This is a genomic window from Azospirillum sp. CT11-132, from assembly GCF_047302835.1.
Taxonomy (GTDB): Bacteria; Pseudomonadota; Alphaproteobacteria; order Azospirillales; family Azospirillaceae; genus Azospirillum.
The window spans coordinates 2,378,128-2,400,321 of sequence record NZ_JBGLZA010000003.1; the positions used below are offsets into that span (position 1 = coordinate 2,378,128).

Annotated in this window: 28 protein-coding genes; 15 read left to right on the forward strand and 13 right to left on the reverse strand. The window is 65.6% G+C overall.

Annotated elements, in window-relative coordinates; translation table 11 throughout:
• The first annotated feature begins 30 nt into the window (after positions 1-30).
• On the forward strand, positions 31-576 hold the full coding sequence (locus tag ACCD06_RS17235; protein ID WP_413342034.1) for a Uma2 family endonuclease: 546 nt from the start codon (positions 31-33) through the stop codon (positions 574-576).
• Here the strand turns inward: ACCD06_RS17235 and ACCD06_RS17240 are convergent.
• Together ACCD06_RS17240 and ubiG are read right to left on the reverse strand one after the other, a co-directional pair.
• Positions 521-2,287 carry a hypothetical protein gene (locus ACCD06_RS17240; RefSeq protein WP_413342036.1) on the reverse strand — a complete coding sequence of 589 codons (1,767 nt, stop codon included), beginning with the start codon at positions 2,285-2,287 and terminating at the stop codon, positions 521-523. The two genes, ACCD06_RS17235 and ACCD06_RS17240, sit on opposite strands and share 56 nt — an antisense overlap.
• Before the next feature lie 202 nt (positions 2,288-2,489).
• Positions 2,490-3,284: a bifunctional 2-polyprenyl-6-hydroxyphenol methylase/3-demethylubiquinol 3-O-methyltransferase UbiG gene (ubiG, locus tag ACCD06_RS17245; protein WP_413342038.1), complete on the reverse strand. Its 795-nt coding sequence runs from the start codon at positions 3,282-3,284 to the stop codon at positions 2,490-2,492.
• A 183-nt stretch (positions 3,285-3,467) separates the two neighbouring features.
• Here ubiG and ACCD06_RS17250 point away from each other — a divergent pair, with 183 nt between their 5' ends.
• The 4 genes from ACCD06_RS17250 to ACCD06_RS17265 all read left to right on the forward strand — a co-directional run bounded on the left by ACCD06_RS17250 (position 3,468) and on the right by ACCD06_RS17265 (position 9,313).
• Entirely contained in the window at positions 3,468-4,703 is a 1,236-nt protein-coding gene (locus ACCD06_RS17250) for an aspartate kinase (RefSeq protein WP_109074401.1), read from the forward strand.
• Positions 4,704-4,756: 53 nt separating this feature from the next.
• A complete protein-coding gene (locus ACCD06_RS17255; protein WP_109074402.1) occupies positions 4,757-5,842 on the forward strand; it encodes an NAD(P)H-dependent flavin oxidoreductase in 1,086 nt (361 codons plus the stop codon).
• 41 nt (positions 5,843-5,883) lie between these two features.
• The gene (ptsP, locus tag ACCD06_RS17260) at positions 5,884-8,163 is read left to right on the forward strand and encodes a phosphoenolpyruvate--protein phosphotransferase (protein ID WP_413342520.1); all 2,280 of its coding nucleotides are present in this window, start codon (positions 5,884-5,886) and stop codon (positions 8,161-8,163) included.
• A 340-nt stretch (positions 8,164-8,503) separates the two neighbouring features.
• Complete coding sequence (locus tag ACCD06_RS17265) at positions 8,504-9,313, forward strand: transglutaminase-like domain-containing protein (RefSeq protein WP_109152700.1); 810 nt, start codon at positions 8,504-8,506, stop codon at positions 9,311-9,313.
• Positions 9,314-9,332: 19 nt separating this feature from the next.
• Here ACCD06_RS17265 and ACCD06_RS17270 read toward each other — a convergent pair whose 3' ends face one another.
• Positions 9,333-9,689, reverse strand: coding sequence for a hypothetical protein (locus ACCD06_RS17270; protein ID WP_413342041.1), 357 nt, complete (start codon positions 9,687-9,689; stop codon positions 9,333-9,335).
• Positions 9,690-9,693: 4 nt separating this feature from the next.
• A complete protein-coding gene (locus ACCD06_RS17275; protein ID WP_413342042.1) occupies positions 9,694-9,933 on the reverse strand; it encodes a hypothetical protein in 240 nt (79 codons plus the stop codon).
• Between the two features lie 95 nt (positions 9,934-10,028).
• Between ACCD06_RS17275 and ACCD06_RS17280 the strand changes: the two genes are divergently transcribed.
• Entirely contained in the window at positions 10,029-10,271 is a 243-nt protein-coding gene (locus ACCD06_RS17280; RefSeq protein ID WP_413342044.1) for a hypothetical protein, read from the forward strand.
• Positions 10,272-10,438: 167 nt separating this feature from the next.
• Here ACCD06_RS17280 and ACCD06_RS17285 read toward each other — a convergent pair whose 3' ends face one another.
• On the reverse strand, positions 10,439-11,038 hold the full coding sequence (locus ACCD06_RS17285) for a hypothetical protein (protein WP_413342045.1): 600 nt from the start codon (positions 11,036-11,038) through the stop codon (positions 10,439-10,441).
• Between the two features lie 99 nt (positions 11,039-11,137).
• On the opposite strand from ACCD06_RS17285, the gene ACCD06_RS17290 reads away from it, so the two are divergent.
• Positions 11,138-11,473 (forward strand): Crp/Fnr family transcriptional regulator, encoded by a 336-nt coding sequence (locus ACCD06_RS17290; RefSeq protein ID WP_413342047.1) that lies wholly within the window; start codon positions 11,138-11,140, stop codon positions 11,471-11,473.
• Between the two features lie 41 nt (positions 11,474-11,514).
• Positions 11,515-11,949 (forward strand): hypothetical protein, encoded by a 435-nt coding sequence (locus ACCD06_RS17295; RefSeq protein ID WP_413342049.1) that lies wholly within the window; start codon positions 11,515-11,517, stop codon positions 11,947-11,949.
• Positions 11,950-11,965: 16 nt separating this feature from the next.
• Here ACCD06_RS17295 and ACCD06_RS17300 read toward each other — a convergent pair whose 3' ends face one another.
• The 3 genes from ACCD06_RS17300 to ACCD06_RS17310 form a co-directional block, all read right to left on the reverse strand.
• On the reverse strand, positions 11,966-12,367 hold the full coding sequence (locus ACCD06_RS17300) for an MAG6450 family protein (RefSeq protein ID WP_413342051.1): 402 nt from the start codon (positions 12,365-12,367) through the stop codon (positions 11,966-11,968).
• Between the two features lies 1 nt (position 12,368).
• The gene (locus tag ACCD06_RS17305) at positions 12,369-12,836 is read right to left on the reverse strand and encodes a Panacea domain-containing protein (protein WP_413342053.1); all 468 of its coding nucleotides are present in this window, start codon (positions 12,834-12,836) and stop codon (positions 12,369-12,371) included.
• Positions 12,837-12,956: 120 nt separating this feature from the next.
• Positions 12,957-13,187: a DUF6471 domain-containing protein gene (locus ACCD06_RS17310; RefSeq protein ID WP_413342055.1), complete on the reverse strand. Its 231-nt coding sequence runs from the start codon at positions 13,185-13,187 to the stop codon at positions 12,957-12,959.
• A 112-nt stretch (positions 13,188-13,299) separates the two neighbouring features.
• On the opposite strand from ACCD06_RS17310, the gene ACCD06_RS17315 reads away from it, so the two are divergent.
• The gene (locus ACCD06_RS17315) at positions 13,300-14,274 is read left to right on the forward strand and encodes an IS1595 family transposase (RefSeq protein ID WP_413342057.1); all 975 of its coding nucleotides are present in this window, start codon (positions 13,300-13,302) and stop codon (positions 14,272-14,274) included.
• 23 nt (positions 14,275-14,297) lie between these two features.
• On the opposite strand, the gene ACCD06_RS17320 is transcribed toward ACCD06_RS17315, so the two are convergent.
• Positions 14,298-15,125, reverse strand: coding sequence for a KilA-N domain-containing protein (locus ACCD06_RS17320; RefSeq protein ID WP_413342059.1), 828 nt, complete (start codon positions 15,123-15,125; stop codon positions 14,298-14,300).
• 146 nt (positions 15,126-15,271) lie between these two features.
• Between ACCD06_RS17320 and ACCD06_RS17325 the strand changes: the two genes are divergently transcribed.
• Positions 15,272-15,634: a hypothetical protein gene (locus ACCD06_RS17325; RefSeq protein ID WP_413342061.1), complete on the forward strand. Its 363-nt coding sequence runs from the start codon at positions 15,272-15,274 to the stop codon at positions 15,632-15,634.
• A gap of 127 nt (positions 15,635-15,761) precedes the next feature.
• Positions 15,762-16,013 carry a hypothetical protein gene (locus tag ACCD06_RS17330; protein WP_109074408.1) on the forward strand — a complete coding sequence of 84 codons (252 nt, stop codon included), beginning with the start codon at positions 15,762-15,764 and terminating at the stop codon, positions 16,011-16,013.
• A gap of 76 nt (positions 16,014-16,089) precedes the next feature.
• On the opposite strand, the gene ACCD06_RS17335 is transcribed toward ACCD06_RS17330, so the two are convergent.
• From ACCD06_RS17335 to ACCD06_RS17350, 4 genes are all read right to left on the reverse strand, one after another.
• Complete coding sequence (locus ACCD06_RS17335) at positions 16,090-16,281, reverse strand: hypothetical protein (RefSeq protein WP_109074409.1); 192 nt, start codon at positions 16,279-16,281, stop codon at positions 16,090-16,092.
• Between the two features lie 30 nt (positions 16,282-16,311).
• On the reverse strand, positions 16,312-18,018 hold the full coding sequence (locus tag ACCD06_RS17340; protein ID WP_158281973.1) for a cbb3-type cytochrome c oxidase subunit I: 1,707 nt from the start codon (positions 18,016-18,018) through the stop codon (positions 16,312-16,314).
• Between the two features lie 19 nt (positions 18,019-18,037).
• A complete protein-coding gene (locus ACCD06_RS17345; protein ID WP_158281974.1) occupies positions 18,038-18,664 on the reverse strand; it encodes a cupredoxin domain-containing protein in 627 nt (208 codons plus the stop codon).
• A 102-nt stretch (positions 18,665-18,766) separates the two neighbouring features.
• Positions 18,767-19,105 carry a hypothetical protein gene (locus ACCD06_RS17350; protein ID WP_146205347.1) on the reverse strand — a complete coding sequence of 113 codons (339 nt, stop codon included), beginning with the start codon at positions 19,103-19,105 and terminating at the stop codon, positions 18,767-18,769.
• A 329-nt stretch (positions 19,106-19,434) separates the two neighbouring features.
• Between ACCD06_RS17350 and ACCD06_RS17355 the strand changes: the two genes are divergently transcribed.
• From ACCD06_RS17355 to ACCD06_RS17370, 4 genes are all read left to right on the forward strand, one after another.
• Positions 19,435-19,794 carry a hypothetical protein gene (locus ACCD06_RS17355; RefSeq protein ID WP_146205346.1) on the forward strand — a complete coding sequence of 120 codons (360 nt, stop codon included), beginning with the start codon at positions 19,435-19,437 and terminating at the stop codon, positions 19,792-19,794.
• 146 nt (positions 19,795-19,940) lie between these two features.
• A complete protein-coding gene (locus ACCD06_RS17360) occupies positions 19,941-20,633 on the forward strand; it encodes a Spy/CpxP family protein refolding chaperone (protein ID WP_413342064.1) in 693 nt (230 codons plus the stop codon).
• A 90-nt stretch (positions 20,634-20,723) separates the two neighbouring features.
• Positions 20,724-21,692 (forward strand): zinc metalloprotease HtpX, encoded by a 969-nt coding sequence (locus ACCD06_RS17365; RefSeq protein ID WP_413342066.1) that lies wholly within the window; start codon positions 20,724-20,726, stop codon positions 21,690-21,692.
• Between the two features lie 8 nt (positions 21,693-21,700).
• Complete coding sequence (locus ACCD06_RS17370) at positions 21,701-22,168, forward strand: c-type cytochrome (protein WP_413342068.1); 468 nt, start codon at positions 21,701-21,703, stop codon at positions 22,166-22,168.
• Positions 22,169-22,194 lie beyond the last annotated feature (26 nt).

Consider the following 22,194-nt stretch of genomic DNA (forward strand, 5'->3'; position numbering starts at 1 on the left):
GTGCCGACATGACGGATGGGGGCCAAGGCCATGGCAGGCGTATCGCGCAAGCCCTGGATTACGCCGCAGGATTACCTCGCTGCCGAGCGGGGCGCAGAGGTCCGCCACGAATATGTCGACGGCGAGATCTTCGCCATGGTCGGGGCGAGCCGCCGTCACGCGACGATCGTCGGCAACCTGTTCGTCGCCCTGCGGCAGGCGGCCCGCGCCCGCGGATGTCATGCCTATGCGAATGATGTGAAGGTCCGCGTCGAGGCGGCGAACGCCTTCTACTATCCCGACCTCCTCGCGATCTGCGCCGGTGGCGACGACGACCCCTATGTCGTCAAGGACCCGGTGCTGGTTGTGGAGGTGCTGTCCGACAGCACCGAGGCCATCGATCGCCGCGAGAAGCGGACCAACTACCAGAAGATCCCGTCCCTGCGCGAGATCGTCCTCGTCTCGCAGAGTGAGCGTCTGGTCGAGGTGTACCGCCGCGACGGCAATGGTTGGACCGTCGATGCGGTGCGCGAGGGACCGGTCATGCTGGCCGCGTTGGACCTCTCTCTGCCGTTGGACGCTGTATACGAGGACTGAGCGGCGGTTCGGTGCTCGGCGGCGGTGCGGGAGGCTTGCCTTCGCCTGCTTTCAGAGCATTGAGGCGTTCAAAGATTCTTCCGATCTCCGGGAAGACTTTGGCGATGCCGCTGGCCGGTTCAAGGAGCATCACGGTCAGGTAAGCAGCCGCGATAGGCAGGCCGACGATTGCCTTCGCCGTTCCTTTGACCGCTTCGGGACGGAGTTCCTTACGGACATCCTTGGCAAAGCGCACCAGTTCGTTCGCTGCCCCCTTGCTGGCGCGAAGCAGCGTGGTCAGCAGGTTGCGCGCGGTAAGGCCGAACATCGCGATGCGCCGATGCCGCACATCCTCGGCGTCTGGTTCGGCGCTGTCTTCGGACAGGGTGTCGAAGGCCGCTTGCACGTCCGGCCCGATGATATCGGCGTCCTTGATTCCATCGCGCAGCGCGTCGAGGTGATGGAGCAGAGCCGATGCGCTGTCCGGCGACAGGCTGTTCGCCAACCGCTCGACATCCCGCTGCCACAGGGCGGGCAGGCAGTTGCACAGGCGGCGCGCGGTGTCGGCAAGGTCGCCCAAATCCGCCAGGATGCGGGTCGGAATTTCCGCCGCGTCCTGCGGGTTGTCGAGCGCCTTGACATGGCGTTCGACGGAAATGCTGCGCGAGTCCACCAGCGCGGGGCGCAGGTCGGCGGTGCGGTCTGTCAGAACCTCCCGAAGCCTGCCGACCTTGCGGGCGATGGTGGGATCGGTGTTGCTGCGGGCCAGGGCTTCGAGAAGGTCGTCGGCCTTCTCCCGCGTCTCGTTGAGGTAATCCTGGGCAATCCCGCCATCCTCGGGCAGGGCGTCGGGCGGAAGAACCTCCATGCGCCCGTCGCGCCAGTCAAACTGATAGGGGGCAGGTTGCTGTAGGGGGAGGGCATCCAGGGCCTGGACAAGGTCGTGCTGCGGGTCGGAGCGATTGCCGGACGCGGTTTCCTCACGCAGCCAATTTGCGATGTCGGCGTTGACCTCTTTCGCCGGGCGCTTCCACCACTCGTCGGGCTGGGTGGCGATGCGCAGGGCCAACGCGTCGCTAAACACCGGCCGTGGGGATCGGCCGTCCTCCAGCGAGGCCAGTGCCTCATACCACTGGATCCAGGGTTGGAAGCCATGCTCGACGGCGAAGGAACTATTTGCGAACTGGCTCCATGCGGTACGAAGCGGTTCCGGGGCGCTGCCCTGCCAAAGCGGTTGCCGAAGCAACAGAACGCCACGGTCTGGAGCAGGAGCGTCTTCGGTTGCCTCCAGCCAAGTCGCATCATGGGACAGGGATTGCCAGATGGAGGCGTCGGTTTCGTCGTAGGCGGCTGCTGCCGCTGCTGCTGCGTAGGCGGCGGCGTTAGGGGCATAGGCGGTTGTGGCGGCGTAGTAGGCGGCAATGCCGTAGGCGGCGGCGCCAACTGCGGCGGTGGCGAAGGCGGCGTCGTCGGCGGCGGCGGTGGCGAAGGCGGCTGTATGATTGGCTTTCTGAACAAGTACCACGGTAGTTACAAAATTCGCGCGCGCGACGGCAACGATTCCGCGGCTTGGTGCCCTGTTGTCTTTGAATTTTGAGTCAATGATTCGACCGATCACCGGAAGGGCGCGTAGGGCCGCGCGGATGGCGATCGCCTGCGCCCACGGGTGGGGCTTGTCCTTCAACCAATCGCGCAACGCATCTTTGGAGGTCAAGCGCACGATGCTCGTCATCAGAAACCCTCAGCGTCCGCAGGAGTGCCCAGGATGGGCGACTTACGAACTAAAAGCGCCCCTATAAGGGGAATAAATTAGGAAAACGTGACCTATGCGGGTGTCTTTGGTCAAGTTACGGCAACAAGACGCCCACGGAAATTGCATGTGGCGATCATCGCCCTCTCCCCGCACGGGAGAGGGCGTCATTAAAGAGCCCCCCTCACCCCCGCTCCGCCCAGCCCATGTAGTTCACGTCCAGGTCCCGCGCGTTCAGCCGGAACTCGTCGCTCAGCGGGTTGTACGTGATGCCGGTCAGGTTGCGTACGCTCAGCCCGTACGTGCGTACGGCGGCGTTCAGTTCGGACGGGCGCAGGAACTGGCGCCAGTTGTGGGTGCCACGCGGCAGCCAGCGCAGGATGTACTCCGCCCCGACGATGGCCAGCGCGAAGGATTTCGGCGTGCGGTTCAGGGTCGCCAGGAACAGGACGCCGCCGGGGGCCAGCAGGTCGGACAGCGACTTCAAGAACAGGGGCACGTCGGCGACATGCTCGATCACCTCCATCGCCAGAACCACGTCGAACTTCTCACCGCTGGCGGCCAGAGCCTCGGCGGTGGTGGCGCGGTAGTCGACGGCCGTGCCGGTCTCGGCGGCGTGGGTGGCGGCGGTCTTGATGTTCTTCTCCGACGCATCGACGCCGACCACCGTGGCGCCCATCCGCGCGATCGGTTCGGCCAGCAGGCCGCCGCCGCAGCCGATATCGACCACGCGCAGGCCCGACAGCGCGTTGGGCGCCAGCGGGTCGCGGCCCAACCGCTTGCACACCTCATCGCGGATGTAGGTCAGGCGCAGCGGGTTCAACCGGTGCAGCGGCTTGAACTTTCCGGTCGGATCCCACCATTCGGCGGCGATGGCGGAGAAGCGGGCGACATCCTCCGGGTCCACGGTTCCGCCACTGGGTCCACCGGCCGGAGCGGTTGCGGACGCGTGCGGGAAGGCGGAGGATGAGGCGGTCATGGTGAAAATCCGTAAACTGTGAGGCGGGACGGGTGCGGGCAACTTGCCTCGCTTCCACCGACGGAGTATGGATACGCCGCCCCGCGCCGGCAACGGTGGAGCGGGGGTGCGCTCAGCCGACCCGCATGATCCTGATGGCATGATCCAGATGGCATGACCGGGCGGCCAGACATGGTGTGAGGTATGGCGCGGATCGTCCTGAAGTTCGGAGGCACGTCGGTCGGCGACATCGACCGCATCAAGAACGTGGCCCGGAAGGTCGAGCAAGAGGTGAAGGCGGGGCATCAGGTCGCCGTCGTCGTGTCGGCGATGTCCGGCGTGACCAACCAGCTCGTCAAATACTGCAACGACATCGACAAGCTGCACGACGCGCGCGAATATGACGCGGTCGTCGCCAGCGGCGAGCAGGTGACCTCCGGTCTCCTGGCCATCGCCCTGCAGTCGCTCGGCATTCCCGCCCGCTCCTGGGCCGGCTGGCAGGTGCCGATCCGCACCGACGACACGCACGGCAAGGCGCGCATCGTCTCCATCGACACCACCGAGATGGAAAAGTCCCTGCAGACCGGCGAAGTCGCCGTGGTCGCGGGCTTCCAGGGCGTGTCGGAACAGGGCCGCATCGCCACGCTGGGCCGCGGCGGCTCGGACACCTCGGCGGTGGCGCTGGCGGCGGCGGTGAAGGCCGACCGCTGCGACATCTACACCGACGTCGACGGCGTCTACACCACCGACCCGCGCATCGTCTCCAAGGCGCGCAAGCTCGACAAGATCACCTACGAGGAAATGCTGGAGATGGCCTCGCAGGGGGCCAAGGTGCTTCAGACCCGCTCGGTCGAGATGGCGATGAACCACCGCGTGCGCGTGCAGGTGCTGTCGAGCTTCGAAGCCGCTGCGGGCAGTTCGCTTCCCGGAACCCTGGTTGTTGACGAGGACGAGATCGTGGAAAAGGAAGTTGTTAGCGGCATCGCCTACAGCCGCGACGAGGCGAAGATCACCCTGGTGGGCGTCGCCGACCAGCCGGGCGTCGCCGCCGCCATCTTCGGTCCGCTGACCGACAACGCCGTCAACGTCGACATGATCGTCCAGAACGTGTCGGAAGACGGCAAGTCCACCGACATGACCTTCACCGTCGGCAAGGCCGATCTGGCCCGCGCCGTGAAGGTGCTGGAGGACGCGCAGTCCACCCTGAACTACAAGCGCATCATTTCCGATGCCAACGTGGTCAAGGTGTCGGTCATCGGCGTCGGCATGCGCAGCCATGCCGGCGTCGCCCAGCGCATGTTCAAGGCGCTGGCCGACAAGGGCATCAACATCCAGGTCATCTCGACCTCGGAGATCAAGATTTCGGTCCTGATCGCCGAGGAGTATGCGGAGCTGGCGCTGCGCGCCCTGCACACCGCCTACGGCCTGGACGCCGCCTGAGCGCAGGTGGCGACCCGGGTGCCGGGGATCGCAACAGCAGGGGAGGGCCGGCCATGACCGACGCCACATCATACGCGGCGGCAGCATCGGCCCGGCTCGACCGGCTCTGGAAACGGGGCCGGGAGTTCCTCGGCACCCGCACCGCCGTGATGGGCGGAGCCATGAGCTGGGTGTCCGAACGGCACCTGGTCTCCGCCATCTCCAATGCCGGGGGCTTCGGCGTTCTGGCCTGCGGCTCCATGGCCCCGGACCAGCTGGCGGTGGAGATCGCCGGCACCCGGGCGCTGACCGACAAGCCGTTCGGCGTCAACCTCATCAACATGCACCCGGCGCTGGACCAGCTGATCGACGTCTGCCGCGAGCAGCGCGTCGGCCATGTGGTCGTCGCCGGCGGCCTGCCGTCCGGCGCCACCCTGCGCCGCATCAAGGACGGCGGGGCCAAGGCGATGGCCTTCGCGCCGACGCTGACCGCCGGCCGCCGGCTGGCGAAGCACGGCGCCGACGCGCTGGTGATCGAGGGAACCGAGGCCGGCGGCCATATCGGCCCGGTCTCCACCACCGTGCTGGCCCAGGAAATCCTGCCCGAGCTGCGCGAGGTGCCGGTGTTCGTCGCCGGCGGCGTCGGCCGGGGCGAGACGATCCTCTCCTATCTGGAACTGGGGGCGGCCGGCGTGCAGGTCGGCACGCGATTCGTCTGCGCCACCGAATGCGTGGCCCATCCCAATTTCAAGCAGGCCTTCATCCGGGCGTCGGCCCGCGATGCCCAGCCGTCGGTGCAGATCGACCCGCGCTTCCCCGTCATCCCGGTGCGGGCGCTGGCGAACGAGGCGTCCAAGCGCTTCATGGAATTCCAGCGCGACGTCATCGCCAGGGTCGATTCCGGCGTCATGAGCCGTGACGAAGGCATGCTGGAGATCGAGCATTTCTGGGCCGGGGCGCTGCGCCGCGCGGTGATCGAGGGCGACGTGGAGAACGGCTCCCTGATGGCCGGGCAGAGCGTCGGACTGGTCACCCGCGAACAGCCGGTGGCCGACATCCTGGCCGAATTGATCGCCCAGGCGGAATCGGCACTGGCCCGGCGGACGATGGATGAGGCATCGTTAAGCCTGATGGCGGAGCCGCCCGTGGGAGCGCTGTAGCGATGACCGACACCCTCGACACGGCAACCGGTGGCGGCGGTATGGAGGGGGGAATGGACGTCCGTTTCGACGGCACCTCGTCGCGCCGGCTGCTCGCCCGGCTGCGCGATATCATGGCCGGGTCGGGGTCGGGTCAGGACCGGCTGGACAAGATCGTCACGCTGATCGCGGCGGAGATGAAGGCCGACGTCTGCTCCTGCTACGTCATGCGCGCCGGCGAGGTGCTGGAGCTGTTCTCCACCGAGGGCCTGAACAAGACCGCCGTCCACAACACCCGCCTGCGCGTGGGCGAGGGCATCGTCGGCTACATCGCCGGCCACGCCCGCCCGGTGGCGCTGGACAATGCGCCCTCCCACCCCAGCTTCGCCTACCGCCCGGAGACGGGGGAGGACCCGTTCCAGTCGCTGGCCGGCGTGCCGATCCTGCGCGGCAGCAAGGTGCGCGGCGTGCTGGTGATCCAGCACAAGGACCGCCGCCGCTACGTCGAGGAGGAGGTGGAAACCCTCCAGACCATCGCCATGGTCGTCGCCGAACTGGTGGCCCAGAGCGAACTGGTCAACCCGGTGGAGGTCACCACCACCGGCGACCCCGTGCTGCTGCCGGCCCGCCTGTCGGGCACGGCGATGAGCGCCGGGCTGGCCATAGGCCTTGCCGTCATCCACCGGCCGCAGCTGACCGTCCGCCAGATGGTGGCGGAGGATGCCGATGCCGAGCTGGAACGCTTCAACACCGCGCTGCAGACCATGCACAGCGCCATCGACGATCTGCTGGAAGCGGCGTCGCTGGCGGGCCTCAGCGAACCGCGCGACATCCTGGAGACCTACCGGATGTTCGCCGAGGACCGCGGCTGGCTGTCGCGCATCCGCGAGGCGATCCGCGTCGGCCTGACGGCGGAGGCGGCGGTGCAGCAGGTGCAGAACGACACCCGCGCCCGCATGAGCCACCTGACCGATCCCTACATCCGGGAACGGTTGATGGATTTCGAGGACCTGACCAACAGGTTGCTGCAACATCTGGCCGGCAAGACCACCGGCACCGACAGCGCGACACTGCCGGACGACATGATCCTGGTCGCCCGTTCCATGGGGCCGGCGGAACTGCTGGATTACGACCGCACCCGCCTGCGCGGTCTGCTGCTGGAGGAAGGATCCCCGGCCAGCCATGTCTGCATCGTCGCCCGCGCGCTGAACATCCCGGTGGTGCAGGCGGGCGACGCGCTGAACCGGATCGAGCCGCTGGACCAGCTGATCGTCGACGGCGACCATGGGCAGGTTTTCATCCGCCCGGCCGAAGACATCCAGATGGCCTTCGGCGAAGCGGTGGCGTTGCAGCACCGCAAGGAGCAGATGTATGCGGAGATCCGCAAATTCCCGTCGGTGACGCGCGACGGGGTGCCGATCTCCATGCACCTGAACTGCGGCCTGCTGATCGACCTGCCGCACCTGACCGCCAGCGGGGCGGAGGGTGTCGGGCTCTACCGCACCGAAATCCCCTTCATGGTCCGCGCCTCCTACCCCGACGTGAAGGCGCAGACCGATCTCTATTCCCGCATCATGGACGAGGTCGGCGAGAAGCCGATCGTCTTCCGCACGCTGGATGTGGGCGGCGACAAGATGCTGCCCTACATGACCGGCGGCGAGGAGGAGAACCCGGCGCTGGGCTGGCGCGCCGTGCGCATCGGGCTCGACCACCCGTCGCTGCTGCGCCAGCAGTTGCGCGCCCTGCTGCAGGCCGCCGCCGGCCGGCCGCTGTCGGTGATGTTCCCGATGATCGCCGAGGTCGCCGAGTTCGACGGCGCCCGCCGCCTGCTGGAGCTGGAGCTGAAGCGGCTGGCCGCCCAGGGTATCGAGCCGCCCAGCAGCCTGCGCGTCGGCACGATGCTGGAGGTGCCGTCGCTGTTGTGGCAACTCCCGGCATTGCTGCCCAAGCTGGATTTCCTGTCGGTCGGCTCCAACGACCTGACCCAGTATCTGTTCGCCGCCGACCGCGGCAACCCGCGCACCTCGACCCGCTACGACCCGTTGTCGCCGTCGATGCTGTGCGTGCTGCGCCGGCTGGTCGACGAATGCGCCCGGCACAAGGTGTCGCTCAGCATCTGCGGCGAGATGGCCGGCCGGCCGCTCGATGCCATGGCGCTGATCGGCGTCGGCTTCCGCACTTTGTCGATGTCGCCGCCGTCGGTCGGCCCGGTGAAGACGATGCTGCGCTCGCTCGAGGTGGCGGCGCTGCGGGACTACATGAGCGGGCTCTACACCGGGGCCGACCACAGCCTGCGCGACAAGCTGAAGACCTTCGCCAAGGACCATGGCGTGATCATCTGAGGGGACCGTCGCCTCGGTCCTGTCGAGCCTGTCGCAAAGAAAAAAGGGCGGCGCCGTTGTGGCGCCGCCTTTTTCATGGGCTGCTCCTGCTGAAAAAACAGGCTGAGAAATTCAAAGAGCAGGCAGAGGAGTGCCGGTGTACTCCATTCGCGCTGCAGTGCGACGGGAAGCGAAATCGCGAAAACCTGTATGAGTCCGCGCAAAGTCTGTTAGGCTTTTTCAGAGGATTTACAGCGCAGTCCATGCGCCGGGCGCCCATTCTTTTCCCCCGATCCCTTGCTGCCGCGGGTCGACATCGGCACGCGCCGTCACCGGCATGTTTTTTCATCGGAGGGCCTTCATGCGCATTCGCCTGGGTTACCGGCTGAATTTCAGCTTTCCCGCCCCCACACCGATGATCGTGATGCTGAACGTGCATTACACGCGCGTCGGCGATCTGGAGCGGCCCGACCACATCGTCACCAGCGTGCCGGCGCCGATCCAGGGCTATCGCGACAGCTTCGGCAACTGGTGCAGCCGGCTGGTCGCGCCCGCCGGCCCGGTCACCATCAGCGCCGACAGCATCATCCGCGACAGCGGTGCGCAGGACCCGGCGGACCATGGCGCCGTGCAGCACCGCGTGGACGAGTTGCCGGCCGACACCCTGCTGTTCCTTCTGGGAAGCCGCTATTGCGAGACCGACGTCCTGTCGGAGGAGGCTTGGCGGCTGTTCGCGGGCACCCCGCCGGGCTGGGCGCGGGTGCAGGCGATTTGCGACTTCGTCCACGGCCATGTGACGTTTGGCTACGAGCATTCGCGCCCGACGCGGACCGCGGCCCAGACCTATGCCGAGAAGCGCGGGGTCTGCCGCGACTACGCCCATCTCGCCATCGCCTTCTGTCGCGCCATGAACATCCCCGCGCGCTACTGCACCGGCTATATCAGCGACATCGGCGAGCCGCCGCCCTATGCGCCGATGGATTTCGCCGCCTGGATGGAGGTGTATCTGGGCGGCCGCTGGCATGTCTTCGACCCGCGGAACAACGCTCCCCGGATCGGGCGCATTCTGATCGCGCAGGGACGCGACGCCGCCGACGTGCCGCTCACCCACACCTTCGGTCCCAACACCCTGACGGAATTTCAGGTCTGGACCGACGAGGTGACCGCCTGATCCGCGTCCGTCCTTCCGGTCATGCCTGGCCCACCGCCACTTGGCCCGCCTTGGCGTCCAGCGCCGGGGAGGACGGCGGGACGGGGGTGCGGGCCCGTTCACGGCGCGGCAACTGGGCGATCCGGTGCAGATCGGCCACCCAGGGCGAGGGGTAGCTGTCGGTGCCGAAGACCCAGACGGCATCGACGGCGCCACCCGGCTTGCGCAGCAGCACGCGGGCGTCATGCCCGTCCTTTCCGGCCTGGTTGGCGGCCTGAACCGCAGCGATCAGCGCGCCGGCCTGTCCGTTGACGAAGGGGCCATAGCGCTCCCCCTCGAACCGGATGAACCAGCCGTCCGTTCGGCACGACACGATGTAATGGGCTGAAAGGCTCATGAGATCACTGCTCCTTGAAGGCGGTCGCGCCGGCGGCACGGGCCATGGTGAGACGGGTCAGCAAGGCGCCCCGTGGCAGGCCGGCATTGCCCTGTGGCGGAAAGGCGGGGGGAAGCCGGCCAGCCTCCGTGCCCTGGGGCAGCGGATGCCAGCGGCGCTCGGCATTGGTCCAGCGCAGTTGCTCGCGCAGCAGGTCGGCGCCATGGGGGCATTGCCCCTCGATGGAGTGGAGCGGGGATGTCATGGCCATTCCCCCGGCCGGGATGTCAGAATGAAGAAGGCAAGGCTTGTCCCTGCGTCCATGGGTGCTCTCCGACACTGTTCTCCGACGATGGCCGGATGATCGGCAAGATCGGTGGTCATGCCGTCCGGATGGAGTCACGCCAGGAAAACGCTTCGGATGCACCATCCTCGGCAAAGAGGAAGCAAGCCTGGAGTGGCTTCGGTAAATTTCAAATGGTGATCCGCCGAGAAAATTGCAATGAATGTTTTAAATGTACCGTGAGTTTCTTGGCCGGCCAAATCGAAAGCAAAGGTATTTTTGCCGGGTTTTTATGGGATCATTCTCTGTTTTCATTGTAATTTCCTGTGGAAGACGAGGCTGGTTGTCCGGACATCTGCAGGAGTCCGGACAACCAGCGCGCCTTCGGCCGGCTGCTCCACGCCTGCGTCTGCTGCAACGCCGCGCCGCCGCCGATGCCGCCGCCCTCCTGCCCGAACGCTGGTCTGAACGGGGCGTGATTCTGCCATCAATGACTGAACTCCCCTCTCGCCATGGCGAGGTGGTGCATCTGGTGGTGGCCTCCCTGGGCCATGATGCCGATGAACCCAAGTCCCCGGATATGGGCCGTCTGCTTCGGGTCGGCGGCGGTGACGGTCAGCGAGACGCCGTTCGGCAAAGGCTCGGCCTTGACGGTCCAGCCGTTCGTGCCATCGATCTCGTGAGCGTGCGCCGGCACCATGCGGCGGATCGCTTCCAGGGTCCGCCCGTCGCCGGTGACGGCATAGATGGCTCCGCCGTCCACCGGGGTCGCAACGGCCGTCGCGTTGAGCGTGACTTCGTTCATGTCGACGAGGTGCCGGCGCAGCGCCTCGATGTCCACCCGGGACCAGTCGGTGGCCGGGTCGGCCTCCAGGATGCGGACGATCTCCTGAATGGTGCCGAAGGCATCCTGGCCGGGCATGGTCGGGACCGGGCCGGATGGCGGCATGGCGGTGCCGGCATGCTGGGTGCCATGATGGGCGGCGTGGTCCATCGGCATCGCGGTCTGAGCCGTGGCGCTCCCAAATCCGATGCCAAGTCCAACGGCGGTGACGTGGGCGAGGGTGGCGGCGGTGCGGATCGGCATGGGATCCTCCTGGTGGGTGACTTCCTCGGACGGTAGCCGGACTCCCTGCGACGCCATATGATTGCAATCATATGGCGGAGAATTCCGGGTGAGGCGGTTTTGGGAAAGCTGGGGGCAAGCGCATGGGTCGGACTCGTCGAACCGCAACGGCTCCATCGCCGATGCCTGAAGCTGGGCGAGGTGTTGTTCCGGCAGGGCGATCCGACCGTGGCGGTGTTTCATGTCGGCCGGGGCCGGGTGCGCCTCGTGCGGCACCTCGAAGACGGTTCGTCGGTGACGCTGCACGTTGCCCGCACCGGTGAGAGTTTTGCCGAGGCCGCCCTGTGGGCGGAGGCCTACCACTGCGATGGCGTCGCCGAGACGCCATCCGAGGTCACGGTGATCCGGTATTCGGTAGCAAACACACCCACGCCGCCGTATCAGCCAAGCCATTGATTTAGCTACACTATAGCCCACTCCCTTCCAATGAGGAAGCCATGGGCGACACCTACCTGATCTCCGGCTTGACTGCCAAGCGCGCCGAAGTCTCCGGCATCATCGCCGACCTTGAAAAGCGCATCGCCCAGCACCGGGCGGACCTTGTCCACATCGACGCCGTGCTGCGCCTATGCGCCCCGGATGTCGTCCCCGAAGAGATCGCACCCAAGGCCGTCAGGAAGCGGAACGACTGGTTCAAGCCGGGGGAGTTGGCCCGCATGGTGTTGGACGTTCTCCGCATCGCGCCCGCCCCCATGACTGTCCGAGACATCGCCGTCGAGGTGATGCAGCGCCGGGGGATGGACGCCACCGACGCACGCACCGGGAAGCTGGTTACGAAGCTGGTCCATAACGCCGTCACCCGGCAAGCCAACGATCTGGTGGAGCGGGTGGAGGATGGCAGGGTGACGGAGTGGAGAATATCCGCAAACTAATGCCTGTCTCGGCTACTCATTTCCCATCAGGAAAAGCTGCATGAACCCTATCAAGCCACACCAAATAGAATGTTGTTTCAACTATAGCCCCATGAATTCGAGCCTTGCTCCCAGCTCTTAGTTCGCAAAGCTGCACGTCCTTAGATAATCCACTTGGCCTAGAAAACCCCGTAGCCGGTGGACCCTTGTGACTTTTCCAGTAAAGCCCTGGGTCAGTCTTTATCTCGCTAACGGTAAGTTTTTGCACTTTATCTATTAGCTTACTGAGCTTGCCAAGCTCAGCTTTCTGCCACTCTGATAGACATTGCACTCCTGAATGCCAGTACTTTAACGAGACTGTCACCTTCTCTTTGCTTTCAAGCGTGATCGCTTTTTCGCAATCATCGGCGACAGGAATGTTGAATTTCCCGTTTGCCACGTTAGCCCTTTAATTCAACAAATAATTTTGCAATGTCATCCTTCGATATGACGGTTGTGCATCGAGCTTCCGGCGGCAGGTTGCCGCGGGCTTTCTTCCACGGCATCTCTTCATGAGTTTTCTTTTCAAGAGCTTTCGCAGAATACATGCCATATTTATCGTTTACGGACTCCAATAGGCGCACCGCATCACCAGTTATTTTCCTGGTTATTTTCTGTTCCGGAATAGCTTGATAGCCGCAATCTCGGAAATACTCCCACACGCTCACTGCCACGGGGCCATGTGCCCATGCCTGCATGTCTTCGGAAAACAACGGCTTTCCCAGATAAGCAAGCGACCAACCTTGAGCATAATAAAGGAGCTTCTGCACCTTGAGGTGCGTGATAGCATCTCCGGACTCTCGGTCTGTGGCATTGATGAACCACTTCGCGATATCCAGCGCTGTGTACCCCATGCTGCCTATCGTCATTTTTCTCACCAAGCCCAAAAAGTTCCGGTTACGTTCGCGCAAAAAGTATAGCAGACGGGCGGCGTTTCGTCATGCGCCAGATGTCGCAACGCCAATGCGCCTATTCGAGTTTCCTGTAAATCAAATTTCTTCCACCCGCACTGCCGGGCATCCAATCGCCTTCATGCTGGCGAGGAAGAACCACGTCGGGAATGCGCCACGGTTGATCTTCACCGTGACAGAGCCTTCGGTTTCCTCAATCCCCATGGCGGACAACCGGCGGGCCAGTTCGTCATAGGTCACGTCATGCCGCTTCAATTCGGCCTTCATAAACCGCTTGGCGCGGCCCGCCCATTCGTCCTTCGCTTCCATGCTCGTTACCTCTCGTTAGCGCATGGAAGCTAACATATGTGATAGCTTTTCCGTTGACAAGGGAAGGCACTAAAGCTAACGTATCTGTAAGGAAACACACGGATACGCCGTCATGCCGCAGCACTTCCTCATGTCCGCCACCGCTCGCACCGTCAGCCTGAAGCAGGTTGCGCGCATGACGGACGGGGAAGCCCGCGCGCTGTTCCGCCAAATCCGCTGGCCCGACACCAAGGGCGCCGCCGTCTGCCCATACTGCGATTGCCCGAAGTGCTACGAGTACACCACCCGGAACGTGTTCAAGTGCAAGGCGTGCCGCCGCCAGTTCTCCGAAACCTCCAGTACCCTGTTCGCCTCGCGCAAGCTGCCGATCCGGGATTACCTGATCGCCATCATCATCTTCGTTAACGCGGTTAAGGGCATCTCCGCTCTCCAGCTCGGCCGCGATCTCGACGTGCAGTACAAGACGGCCTACGTGCTGGCCCACAAGCTCCGGGAAGCCATGGCGGCGGAAGTCCGCGGCGTTGTGCTGGGTGGCGACGGCGCCGACGTGGAAGTTGACGGCTGCTATGTCGGCGGTCACGTCCGCCCCGAGAACCGCAAGGAAGACCGGAAGGACCGTCGCCTTGCCGAGAACCAGACGGGCAAGCGTCAGGTGGTTGTCGTGGCCCGTGAGCGCGACGGGCGGACTGTTACCCAGGTCTTCCGCTCCGAAGAGGAAAGCGTTGCCTTCATCAAGGCCCGCGTTGATCGCGCCTCCACCGTCCACGCCGATGAAGCCGCCGGTTGGAACTCCCTGCATGCCCGCTTCAACATGAAGCGCATCAACCACCAAGAAGCCTACAGCGCGGATGACGCCTGCACCAACCAAGCGGAGTCCTATTTCGCCCGTCTGCGCCGTGCGCAGTGGGGTCAGTATCACCGGATCGGTGGGAAGTACCTGAACCGCTATGCCGCTGAAATGGCGTGGCGTGAAGACCAGCGCCGCACCAGCAACGGCGAACAGTTCCGCACCGTGGGCTTCCGCGCTGCCGCGCTGCCGCCGTCCGTGGATTGGTCCGGGTACTGGCAGCGCGGCCGGGCGGCGTGAACCCCGATTGCCGCTAACTCCGGCTAACGCGGAAGCCGTGGGTAACTTTCCGCCGAAGGTAGCCTTGCGATTATCTGTTCAACGAATGGGATCGCCAAAGGGTCTCGTTCCCTGAAATAAGCAATTGCGCGATATGGCAGCCAAGTCATTGTGACAAATTCAATAAACTGAGGCCACACTGAATTATGATACTGCCAAGCATCAACAACCATTCCGTCAGGGAGCAAGTGAGGGTACTTCTTCCGTAAGCCAGCAAGACCAGGGAAGTTTTCTTCCAGCCACCGTGGAAAAGTTTGCCCAACGCTGATATCTGGCCTCAACAGCCTTCCGTCTGGTCCACGTTCAGGTAAGACGTACCCAAGGTGTTCTAATTCACCATGAATTCGCACGTATAGTTCGCCGATGATAGAAAAATACCCGTGGTCGACCCTGTCGGCGTTTAAGTGGTAGCGCTTCATGAAATCGAAGCTTGCCCGTCTTGTCGCCACAGGAGACCCAGCGCCGGACATCCATTCCATGACCCAGCGGGTCACCTTGATTTTGAATTCAGGTGACAACCACTGCGCTAGATCAATGGCAACCTGAGGGTGAACCCAGGTCCCTTGGTTTCTGGCGTCGCCGCCCGGTGTGCCGAATGTTGTGATGGCAAGCTGGGCCTCGGTCACACCGAGGGCCAGAGCGAGCGCGGGTAAAAACTCTTTGGTAGCCTTGAGTTCGCGATACCGACTCCACTCTCTCCCCGCCGCCCGGCACATTGCAGTAGCGTTGATATATCCATCACGCGCCCTTTGACGGATTACCTCCCCGCCATGAACGTGCTCAATCAGGTCAAGCGATAACTGATCAGACATAGCCACTCCCTAAAATGGATTTGCAAGGGAATGGTGATGCACGGCATCATATGAGTCAAAAGGGTTGATCTCTCTGCGTCATTAACTCGCGCAAGGAGTTCCGGAAAGCTATCGGACAGTGGGTGTGTTTGCTACCGAATACCGCGGTGATCCCGAAGCCGGACCTGCTCGCCGCCCTGGAGGACAACCCACAGGCCGCGCTTGCGCTGGCCCGTGGGCTTGCGTCCCATGTCCGCGACCTGCGCAGCCGGCTGGAACTGCGGAACATCCGGTCGGCGCCGGAGAGGGTCGTGGCGTGGCTTCGGCTCCAGGTGTCGGGCGACCCGCCGATGCTGCGGCTCGACCGGCCTTGGACGGAGATCGCCGCAGAGATCGGACTGACGCACGAGGCCATTTACCGGGCCTTGGCCGTCTTGGAGCGCGCGGGGCGGCTGGTCCGTGAGAATGGGGTGGTGACGCTCTCCGCCGGTTCAGGAACGATTGAGGACGCTGCCCGAAAGGATCGGTGAAGGACCGAGCGCCGCCGTACCGTTGCCCAGTCGCCAACCGGGGCCGCCCGTGTTGGAATACGGGGCGCCGTTCAGGCGTCGATCAGGCGGCCCGCATTTCCGCGGACCGCGAAACGGGAGGAACACCATGCTCAGGAACGTCGCTTTGGCAGCCGTCTTCGCCGTCGCCCTGACCGGTCCGGCGCTCGCCAACAGCTGTCCCAAACACATGGCCGCCATCGACCAGGCCCTGGCGGCCAACCCGAAGCTGAGCGCTGACCAGATGACGCAGGTGAAGAAGCTCCGCGCCGATGGCGAGACGTTCCATAAGCAGGGCAAGCATGCCGAGTCGGAGGCGACGCTCGCCCAGGCTGAAACCATCCTCGGCATCAAGAAGTGATACAGGGTGCCATGGGGGGCGGAGCGATGCTCATGCCCCCATGGCGCCTCCTTTTGTGGCACCGTCGTGCAGCGGTTCAGCCCCTGGGCGCCTTCCGGCTGACGGCGACCAGCACTCCGGCGAGCCCCAGGAACAGCACCGCGCCGCCGCCCCAGACCCGGACGTAACCGGGCATCCCAAGACTGGGGACCAGGGCGTAGACGGCGGCGAGCACCGCCCATACGGCGGCGATGACGACAACGAGCCAAAGCTCTTCGTTCAGTTTCATGACGGGTCTCCTGCGCTCAGTGGCCGTCGCTCAGTGGCCGTGCCCGCCGCCGATGACGATGATCGGCAGCGACTGGATCAGCTGGAACGCGACGATGGTGAAGACGTACATGGCGGCGACCAGGGCCGCGACCGACAGCGGCCCGGTCCAGGCCGGGGCTGTGCCGACGCCGCGCGATCCGGTCCGCCAGTCGACCACCGGCGCCGGCTCGATCGACGGGCGCAGCGACAGCAGCGTGCGGACGACGCCGTAGACGCTGACCGAGATGGCGAGGGCGAAGATCGTGGCGCCGATGCCGACCAGGGCCATCAGCACCGGCCAAGCGGCCGGGGCCATGCCGCCGTAGCCGACGTCGAAGACCCGGCGCGGCACCCCCATGAACCCGGCGGTGATGCCGGCTGCGCCGAAGATCAGCAGGCCGAGCGTCACGACGGCCGGCATGCGCCGCAGCAGGTCCGGGCGCCACAGGCTGCCTCCGCCGAGTGCCGGCAGGATCACCATCAGCGCGGCCAGGAAGGTCTGGGTCAGCACGCCAACCGCGAAGAAATGGAAATAGCCGGGCACGAAGAAGGTGTCCGACAGCATCGGCGCCAGCTTCTCCTGGATCAGGACGAAGGCGAAGGTGATGCCCAGCATCATGTTCACCACCGCCCAGCCCATGTTCGCCATCACCGGGTTGCGCCAGGGCAGCCCCCGCATCCAGCCGAAGAAGCCGGTGGCGCCGCGCGCCCGGGCGCTGGCTTCCAGCGAGGAGACGATGATGGCGAAGGCCGCCAGCGTCGGCACCGACACGAACAACGACAGCAGCGAGCCGACGACCCGGACGCTCTCCGACAGGGTCGGCTCCAGGAACATGTGGTAGAGGCTGGTCGGCGGCACGAAGACCAGATAGGCGGCGAAGACGATCTTCGACAGGCGCGCGCCATGGATCGACGTCACCCCGGTCAGGTGTTCGCTCAGCACGTACCACACCAGCACGGTCGCCATCAGCGGCAGGTAATGCAGGTTGTGGAACAGGATGTGCCACTCGGTGCCGTGATCGGCCGGGAACGGTCCCGTGCCGAGCGCCCACAGCAGGCCGGGCAGGAAGGCGTTGGTCGCGGCGATCGCGCTGACCACCAGGAACCCCGCCCAGGCGAACAGGGCGAAGCCGATGGAGGTGAACTCGCTGGCCTCGCCACGCAGCCGGGGCTGGAGCACGGTCGCGATGCCGCTGATGGCGGACGCCGCCAGCCCTGCCGAAAGCAGCAGGTAGCCGAGCGCGAAGACCCCGACGGAGCGCGGGTCGTCCGCGGCCAGTTCGGGGCTGCCGTCGTAGAGCAGCGGCGTGCCGGTGGCGGAGATCCACTCGCTGACACCGAAGCCCGCCAGCATCAGGGCGGCACCGAGCCATGCCAATGGGCGCAGGGCGAGGCCTCGGCCGCTCTCAGCCGCCGCCAGCACCAGCAACAGGGCTGCCTGGATCAGGTAGAGCCAATAGAAGAACACGGACACGCCGTGCAGGGTCAGGATGCGGTAGGCGTCGTCCGGAAAGACGGTGAGCGCCCCGGCGCGGGCGAGCGCAGTCACGAAGCCGCCAACCAACCCCAGCACAAGCGCCAGTAGGGCGGCGCCGAACAGCAGCATGAGAAGGGCCTTGTCGGCCGACGGCAGGGAGGCAACCCGAACCGTGAGGCGCGAGGCCGCGAGAGGTGAGGTCGCGCCGGCCGGGGCGAAGGAGGCCGAGAGGGTATCCATGCTGTGAGTCCTCCCCGGGTCAGCCGACGACGATGCGGCCGTGCATGGCGTCATGCGCCTGGCCGCAATAGACGGTGCAGTAGACGAGGTACTCGCCCGGCTTGGTGAAGGTGATCGTCTGCTCGGTGACGACGTTCGGCCGCAGGCGGATGATGCGGCTGGCGGATCCCAGCTGGATCGACGCACCATGCGTGATGTCGTCCGCCATCATGCGGAACCGGTAGGCTTGGCCGGCCTTGAGGCGGAGGATATCCGGGCTGTAGGCGAATTTCTGCGCCATCAGGTAGACATCGACCGGCTCGGCAGACACCATCTCCACACCGTGGTCATGGCCGGCATCGGCATGACCATGGCCGCTATGGGCGTCCGCATCGGCGTGCGGATTCACGCTGCCGTCCTTCTGCGCGTACTTCTGGACGAAGAAGTCGTGCTCGAAGCGGAACTCCTCGGGCGCCATGCCCTCGGCCGCGCCGTGGCCGCCATGGCCGTGTGCGGCGGCTTCCGGAGCGGCGTCCTTGTGTCCGGTGTGTCCGCCGAAGGGAAGCGGGGCGGCGCCATAGGCTGCCCAAGCGCCGTACAGGGAGACGGCGCCGAAGCCCAGCGCGGCGATGAAGCCGCGGCGGGTCGTGAAATGCCTCTCGGACATGATGAGAGTCCTCTGATCGCGTGGTCGGAATCGCTCGCGCACGCCGCCGGTCAGGCGGCGCATGGCCGGGCGTCCGACGCAGGCGTCAGGGCGCGCGGCCGATCAGAGGCTGGTCTTCGGAGGGGGCGTGTCCGGTGTGATGTCCCGGGCGTTCGGGACGAAGCCGGCCCGCGGGTGCCAGGACGCTTCGACCATGGTCACCGGGATGGCGATGCTGTGCCGAACCGGAGCCTCGGCCGCCGGGCAACAGGTCGCCGCGATGGCGAGGGCGGCCTTGTGGTGGCTCTGTGATGGCGCCGAAGGGGGCGGGGTGTGATGAGAGCCATAATGGCCCGTCGAACCGGCGGGCATCTCCACATTCGCCACGGCTCCGCCCGCCGCGCCCATCAGGAGCGCGAAGGCGAACGCCAGAATGGCGAGGATGTGGCCCAACCGCTTCATGCCGACCATTGCTTTGAACGACCCGGATCCGTCCGGGCCGACACAACCATAGTCCCCCCTGTGGGGGGCGGCCATTGATGTCCGTCAACCGACGCCGCCGATCGACCGGCATTGCCATCGAACGCTTTTGATATTGACCCTCCCACCGCTGGAGGGTCGATGTTCGCCTGACGCGGCCGGTCATCGGGACGAACGTGCCGTTGCAGGGACCAGGGAATGGTCTTACGGTTGCGGGAGGGGCCGGTGGGCGCGCAGGTGCCGTCCGGCCTCGGGCAAGGAAGGCAATCACCATGTGGCGTGGGGATTGGTCGACGGTGAGGAGAGCGGTGGTGAGCCTGCTGATGCTGGCCACGCTGCTCGTCTACGCCGTGCCGAGCCACGCCGGTCTGCCGCCTCACCAGCACTCCCCGGCGCCTCATGAGGATGCCCTGGTCGACACGCAGGACGATGGTGTCGCCGCGGTGGCAGACCATGAGCACAAGCAGGATCTCTGCAAGCACCTGGGTGTGCGCGGTGACGATGCCTGCTGTAGCGTCATCCAATGCGCGACCATGCACTGCGCCCTCCCCGTCGATGCCGTCGCAGCCTTCATTCCGGCCATTGACCGGGCGGACCATCTGCCGGCCCTGGCCACGCCCGAAGGCGTCGACAGCGACCCCGCACTGCGTCCACCCTCTCTGATCCTCTGACGCCACGAGTCTGTCCGCGTCCGACCTGAGCTTCGGCTCGGCAACGGGTGCCGGTTCCAGTCCTCGTGCGCTCGGCCCTTTTCATCCCGGCGCTCCCGCGTGGAGTCCGACCGGGACGGCTCGAACCATATGATCAGGAGGACGCCATGTCGTCTTTCACCCGCAAGATGCTTCCGGCCTTTGCGCTCGTCGCCATGATGTCGGCTGCCCAGGCCCAGACCGCCGCCACTCCCGACCAGGGCCAGGATCACCAGGCCCACCACCCAGCCGGCGCCACGACCACCCAGGCCCAGCCCGCTCCTGCCCCGACGCCTGCCCAGCCGTCCCAGGGCGGCCAGCCCGCGATGCCCGGCATGATGATGAACATGGACCAGATGCGCCCGATGATGGGCGGCATGATGGGTCAGCAGAGCGGCCAATCCAACATGATGGGGTCTGGCATGATGGAGCAGATGATGCCCATGATGCGCCAGATGATGATGGGCCAGCAGGGCGGCATGGGCGGCATGGGCCTGCCGTTCGAGCATGTCGAGGGCCGCATCGCCTTCCTGAAGGCGGAACTTGGGATCACCGACGCCCAGGCGCCGCAGTGGAATGCCTTCGCCGACACCCTGCGGTCGAACGCCAAGGCCCATCAGGCCATGCACGAGCAGATGACCAAGGGCGGCCTGCCGTCCGCGTGGCCGGACCGGCTGGCCGTCCAGCAGAAGGTCCTGGAGACCCGGCTCGACGCCATGAAGGCCATTGAGGCCGCCGCCAAGCCGCTCTATGCCGTGCTGACCGACGACCAGAAGAAGGCCGCCGACCGGCTGTTCGCCGGCCCGATGGGAATGATGTGAGGGGCCGCCCGGCACGGGCCCGTCGCCGCGGTTGGGGCGAGGACCCGGAAGCCGTTACGGTCGTCATGGTCGATGCAGGGATCGAGCAGCATGCCGATGGTCCGTCTCAATGAACGGCAGCGCCGCCGCCACAAGTTCCGGAACCTGGGGCAATCCATCCTGCTGGTGGGCAGCCTGGGTCTGCTCGTGGCGGCGATCGGCTGGCTGCTCTCCGGATGGTTCGGCGTCGTCTGGTCAGCCATCCTCATCGGTGCGACGGTGGCGTTCAGCCCGACCGTATCGCCGCGGACGATCCTGCGGCTTTACGGAGCCCGGCGCCTCGGCCCTTACGACCTTCCCGAGGTCCAGCAGGCCACCCGGCTGCTGGCCCGGCGCGCCGGGCTGCCCAGCGTTCCCGAGTTGCACTATCTGGCGACCCCGGTGCCGAACGCCTTCACGGTCGGCTCCTCGCGCGGCAGCGCCATCGTCCTGACCGACGGGTTGCTGCGAGCGATGAGCCTGCGTGAACTGGCGGGGATCCTGGCCCACGAGATCAGCCATGTCCGCAACCACGATCTCTGGACCATGGGTTTGGCCGACATCATCAGCCGGGTCACCAGCGCCATGGCGACGACCGGAGTCGTCCTTCTGCTCCTGAGCCTGCCGCAGACGATGGAGCGGCACGGCACGGTCAACTGGCCGCTGATCGTGCTTCTTTGGGCGGCACCCCCCATCAACACGCTCATTCAACTGCGGCTCTCGCGCACTCGGGAGTTCGACGCCGATCTGGATGCCGCCGACTTGACCGGCGACCCGGAGGGTCTGGCATTTGCCTTGGCGAAGCTCCAGCGATACGATCCCGGCTTCTGGGAGCGTATTCTCTGGCCAGGACGGCGAAATCCGCATCCGTCCGTGCTGCGCACCCATCCCGAAATCGAGGAACGCATCGGGCGCCTGCTCTCGCTTCAGCAGGCCGACGAGGCGTTCCCCACCTCCGAAGCCCGCATGGTCGGGCTCCCCACCCATTGGGCGCGGCCGGCCCATCGGCCCCGCTGGCGCGCATCCGGTCTTTGGCATTGAGGTTCAACATGCGTTTTTCCAGAACGGCGGCGATCGGCATCGGCTTTGCCTTGGCCGCCGTGGTCGCGGTGGCCGGCGCGATCATGCTCGTCGGCCCGAAGGCGGGCGCCGATCCGGCGGATGCCGCGCAGGTCGCCCGCGGGAAGGTGGTGTATGCCGACCAGTGCGCGTCGTGCCACGGGGTCCGGCTCGAAGGCCAGACGAACTGGCAGAGCCGCAAGGCCGATGGCCGTCTGCCCGCGCCGCCTCACGATGCGTCCGGCCATACGTGGCACCACCCGGACGCGGATCTCTTCAAGATCACCAAGCAGGGCATCGCGGCGTTCGCCCCGCCCGGCTACAGCAGCGATATGCCTGCGTTCGGCGCCAAGCTGAGCGACGCCGACATCTGGGCGGTTCTCGCCTTCATCAAAAGCTCCTGGCCGGAAGACATCCGCCGCCGCCACGCCGCCATGAGCGAGCGGTCGAAGAACTGAGGAGAGGCAGCGCAAACAGAAAGGGC

What these genes read in the sequence shown, in the direction of transcription:
- ACCD06_RS17295 (WP_413342049.1), top strand. Translation starts at nt 11,515, where the DNA reads ATGGGCGACACCTACCTGATCTCCGGCTTGACTGCCAAGCGCGCCGAA.
- ACCD06_RS17330 (WP_109074408.1), top strand. Translation starts at nt 15,762, where the DNA reads ATGCTCAGGAACGTCGCTTTGGCAGCCGTCTTCGCCGTCGCCCTGACC.
- ACCD06_RS17240 (WP_413342036.1), bottom strand. Translation starts at nt 2,287, where the DNA reads ATGACGAGCATCGTGCGCTTGACCTCCAAAGATGCGTTGCGCGATTGG.
- ACCD06_RS17345 (WP_158281974.1), bottom strand. Translation starts at nt 18,664, where the DNA reads ATGTCCGAGAGGCATTTCACGACCCGCCGCGGCTTCATCGCCGCGCTG.
- ptsP (WP_413342520.1), top strand. Translation starts at nt 5,884, where the DNA reads ATGGAGGGGGGAATGGACGTCCGTTTCGACGGCACCTCGTCGCGCCGG.
- ACCD06_RS17275 (WP_413342042.1), bottom strand. Translation starts at nt 9,933, where the DNA reads ATGACATCCCCGCTCCACTCCATCGAGGGGCAATGCCCCCATGGCGCC.
- ACCD06_RS17320 (WP_413342059.1), bottom strand. Translation starts at nt 15,125, where the DNA reads ATGTCTGATCAGTTATCGCTTGACCTGATTGAGCACGTTCATGGCGGG.
- ACCD06_RS17235 (WP_413342034.1), top strand. Translation starts at nt 31, where the DNA reads ATGGCAGGCGTATCGCGCAAGCCCTGGATTACGCCGCAGGATTACCTC.
- ACCD06_RS17360 (WP_413342064.1), top strand. Translation starts at nt 19,941, where the DNA reads ATGTCGTCTTTCACCCGCAAGATGCTTCCGGCCTTTGCGCTCGTCGCC.
- ACCD06_RS17315 (WP_413342057.1), top strand. Translation starts at nt 13,300, where the DNA reads ATGCCGCAGCACTTCCTCATGTCCGCCACCGCTCGCACCGTCAGCCTG.
- ACCD06_RS17280 (WP_413342044.1), top strand. Translation starts at nt 10,029, where the DNA reads ATGATCGGCAAGATCGGTGGTCATGCCGTCCGGATGGAGTCACGCCAG.
- ACCD06_RS17340 (WP_158281973.1), bottom strand. Translation starts at nt 18,018, where the DNA reads ATGGATACCCTCTCGGCCTCCTTCGCCCCGGCCGGCGCGACCTCACCT.
- ubiG (WP_413342038.1), bottom strand. Translation starts at nt 3,284, where the DNA reads ATGACCGCCTCATCCTCCGCCTTCCCGCACGCGTCCGCAACCGCTCCG.
- ACCD06_RS17335 (WP_109074409.1), bottom strand. Translation starts at nt 16,281, where the DNA reads ATGAAACTGAACGAAGAGCTTTGGCTCGTTGTCGTCATCGCCGCCGTA.
- ACCD06_RS17285 (WP_413342045.1), bottom strand. Translation starts at nt 11,038, where the DNA reads ATGCCGATCCGCACCGCCGCCACCCTCGCCCACGTCACCGCCGTTGGA.
- ACCD06_RS17365 (WP_413342066.1), top strand. Translation starts at nt 20,724, where the DNA reads ATGCCGATGGTCCGTCTCAATGAACGGCAGCGCCGCCGCCACAAGTTC.
- ACCD06_RS17370 (WP_413342068.1), top strand. Translation starts at nt 21,701, where the DNA reads ATGCGTTTTTCCAGAACGGCGGCGATCGGCATCGGCTTTGCCTTGGCC.
- ACCD06_RS17255 (WP_109074402.1), top strand. Translation starts at nt 4,757, where the DNA reads ATGACCGACGCCACATCATACGCGGCGGCAGCATCGGCCCGGCTCGAC.
- ACCD06_RS17265 (WP_109152700.1), top strand. Translation starts at nt 8,504, where the DNA reads ATGCGCATTCGCCTGGGTTACCGGCTGAATTTCAGCTTTCCCGCCCCC.
- ACCD06_RS17310 (WP_413342055.1), bottom strand. Translation starts at nt 13,187, where the DNA reads ATGGAAGCGAAGGACGAATGGGCGGGCCGCGCCAAGCGGTTTATGAAG.
- ACCD06_RS17350 (WP_146205347.1), bottom strand. Translation starts at nt 19,105, where the DNA reads ATGAAGCGGTTGGGCCACATCCTCGCCATTCTGGCGTTCGCCTTCGCG.
- ACCD06_RS17270 (WP_413342041.1), bottom strand. Translation starts at nt 9,689, where the DNA reads ATGAGCCTTTCAGCCCATTACATCGTGTCGTGCCGAACGGACGGCTGG.
- ACCD06_RS17250 (WP_109074401.1), top strand. Translation starts at nt 3,468, where the DNA reads ATGGCGCGGATCGTCCTGAAGTTCGGAGGCACGTCGGTCGGCGACATC.
- ACCD06_RS17305 (WP_413342053.1), bottom strand. Translation starts at nt 12,836, where the DNA reads ATGACGATAGGCAGCATGGGGTACACAGCGCTGGATATCGCGAAGTGG.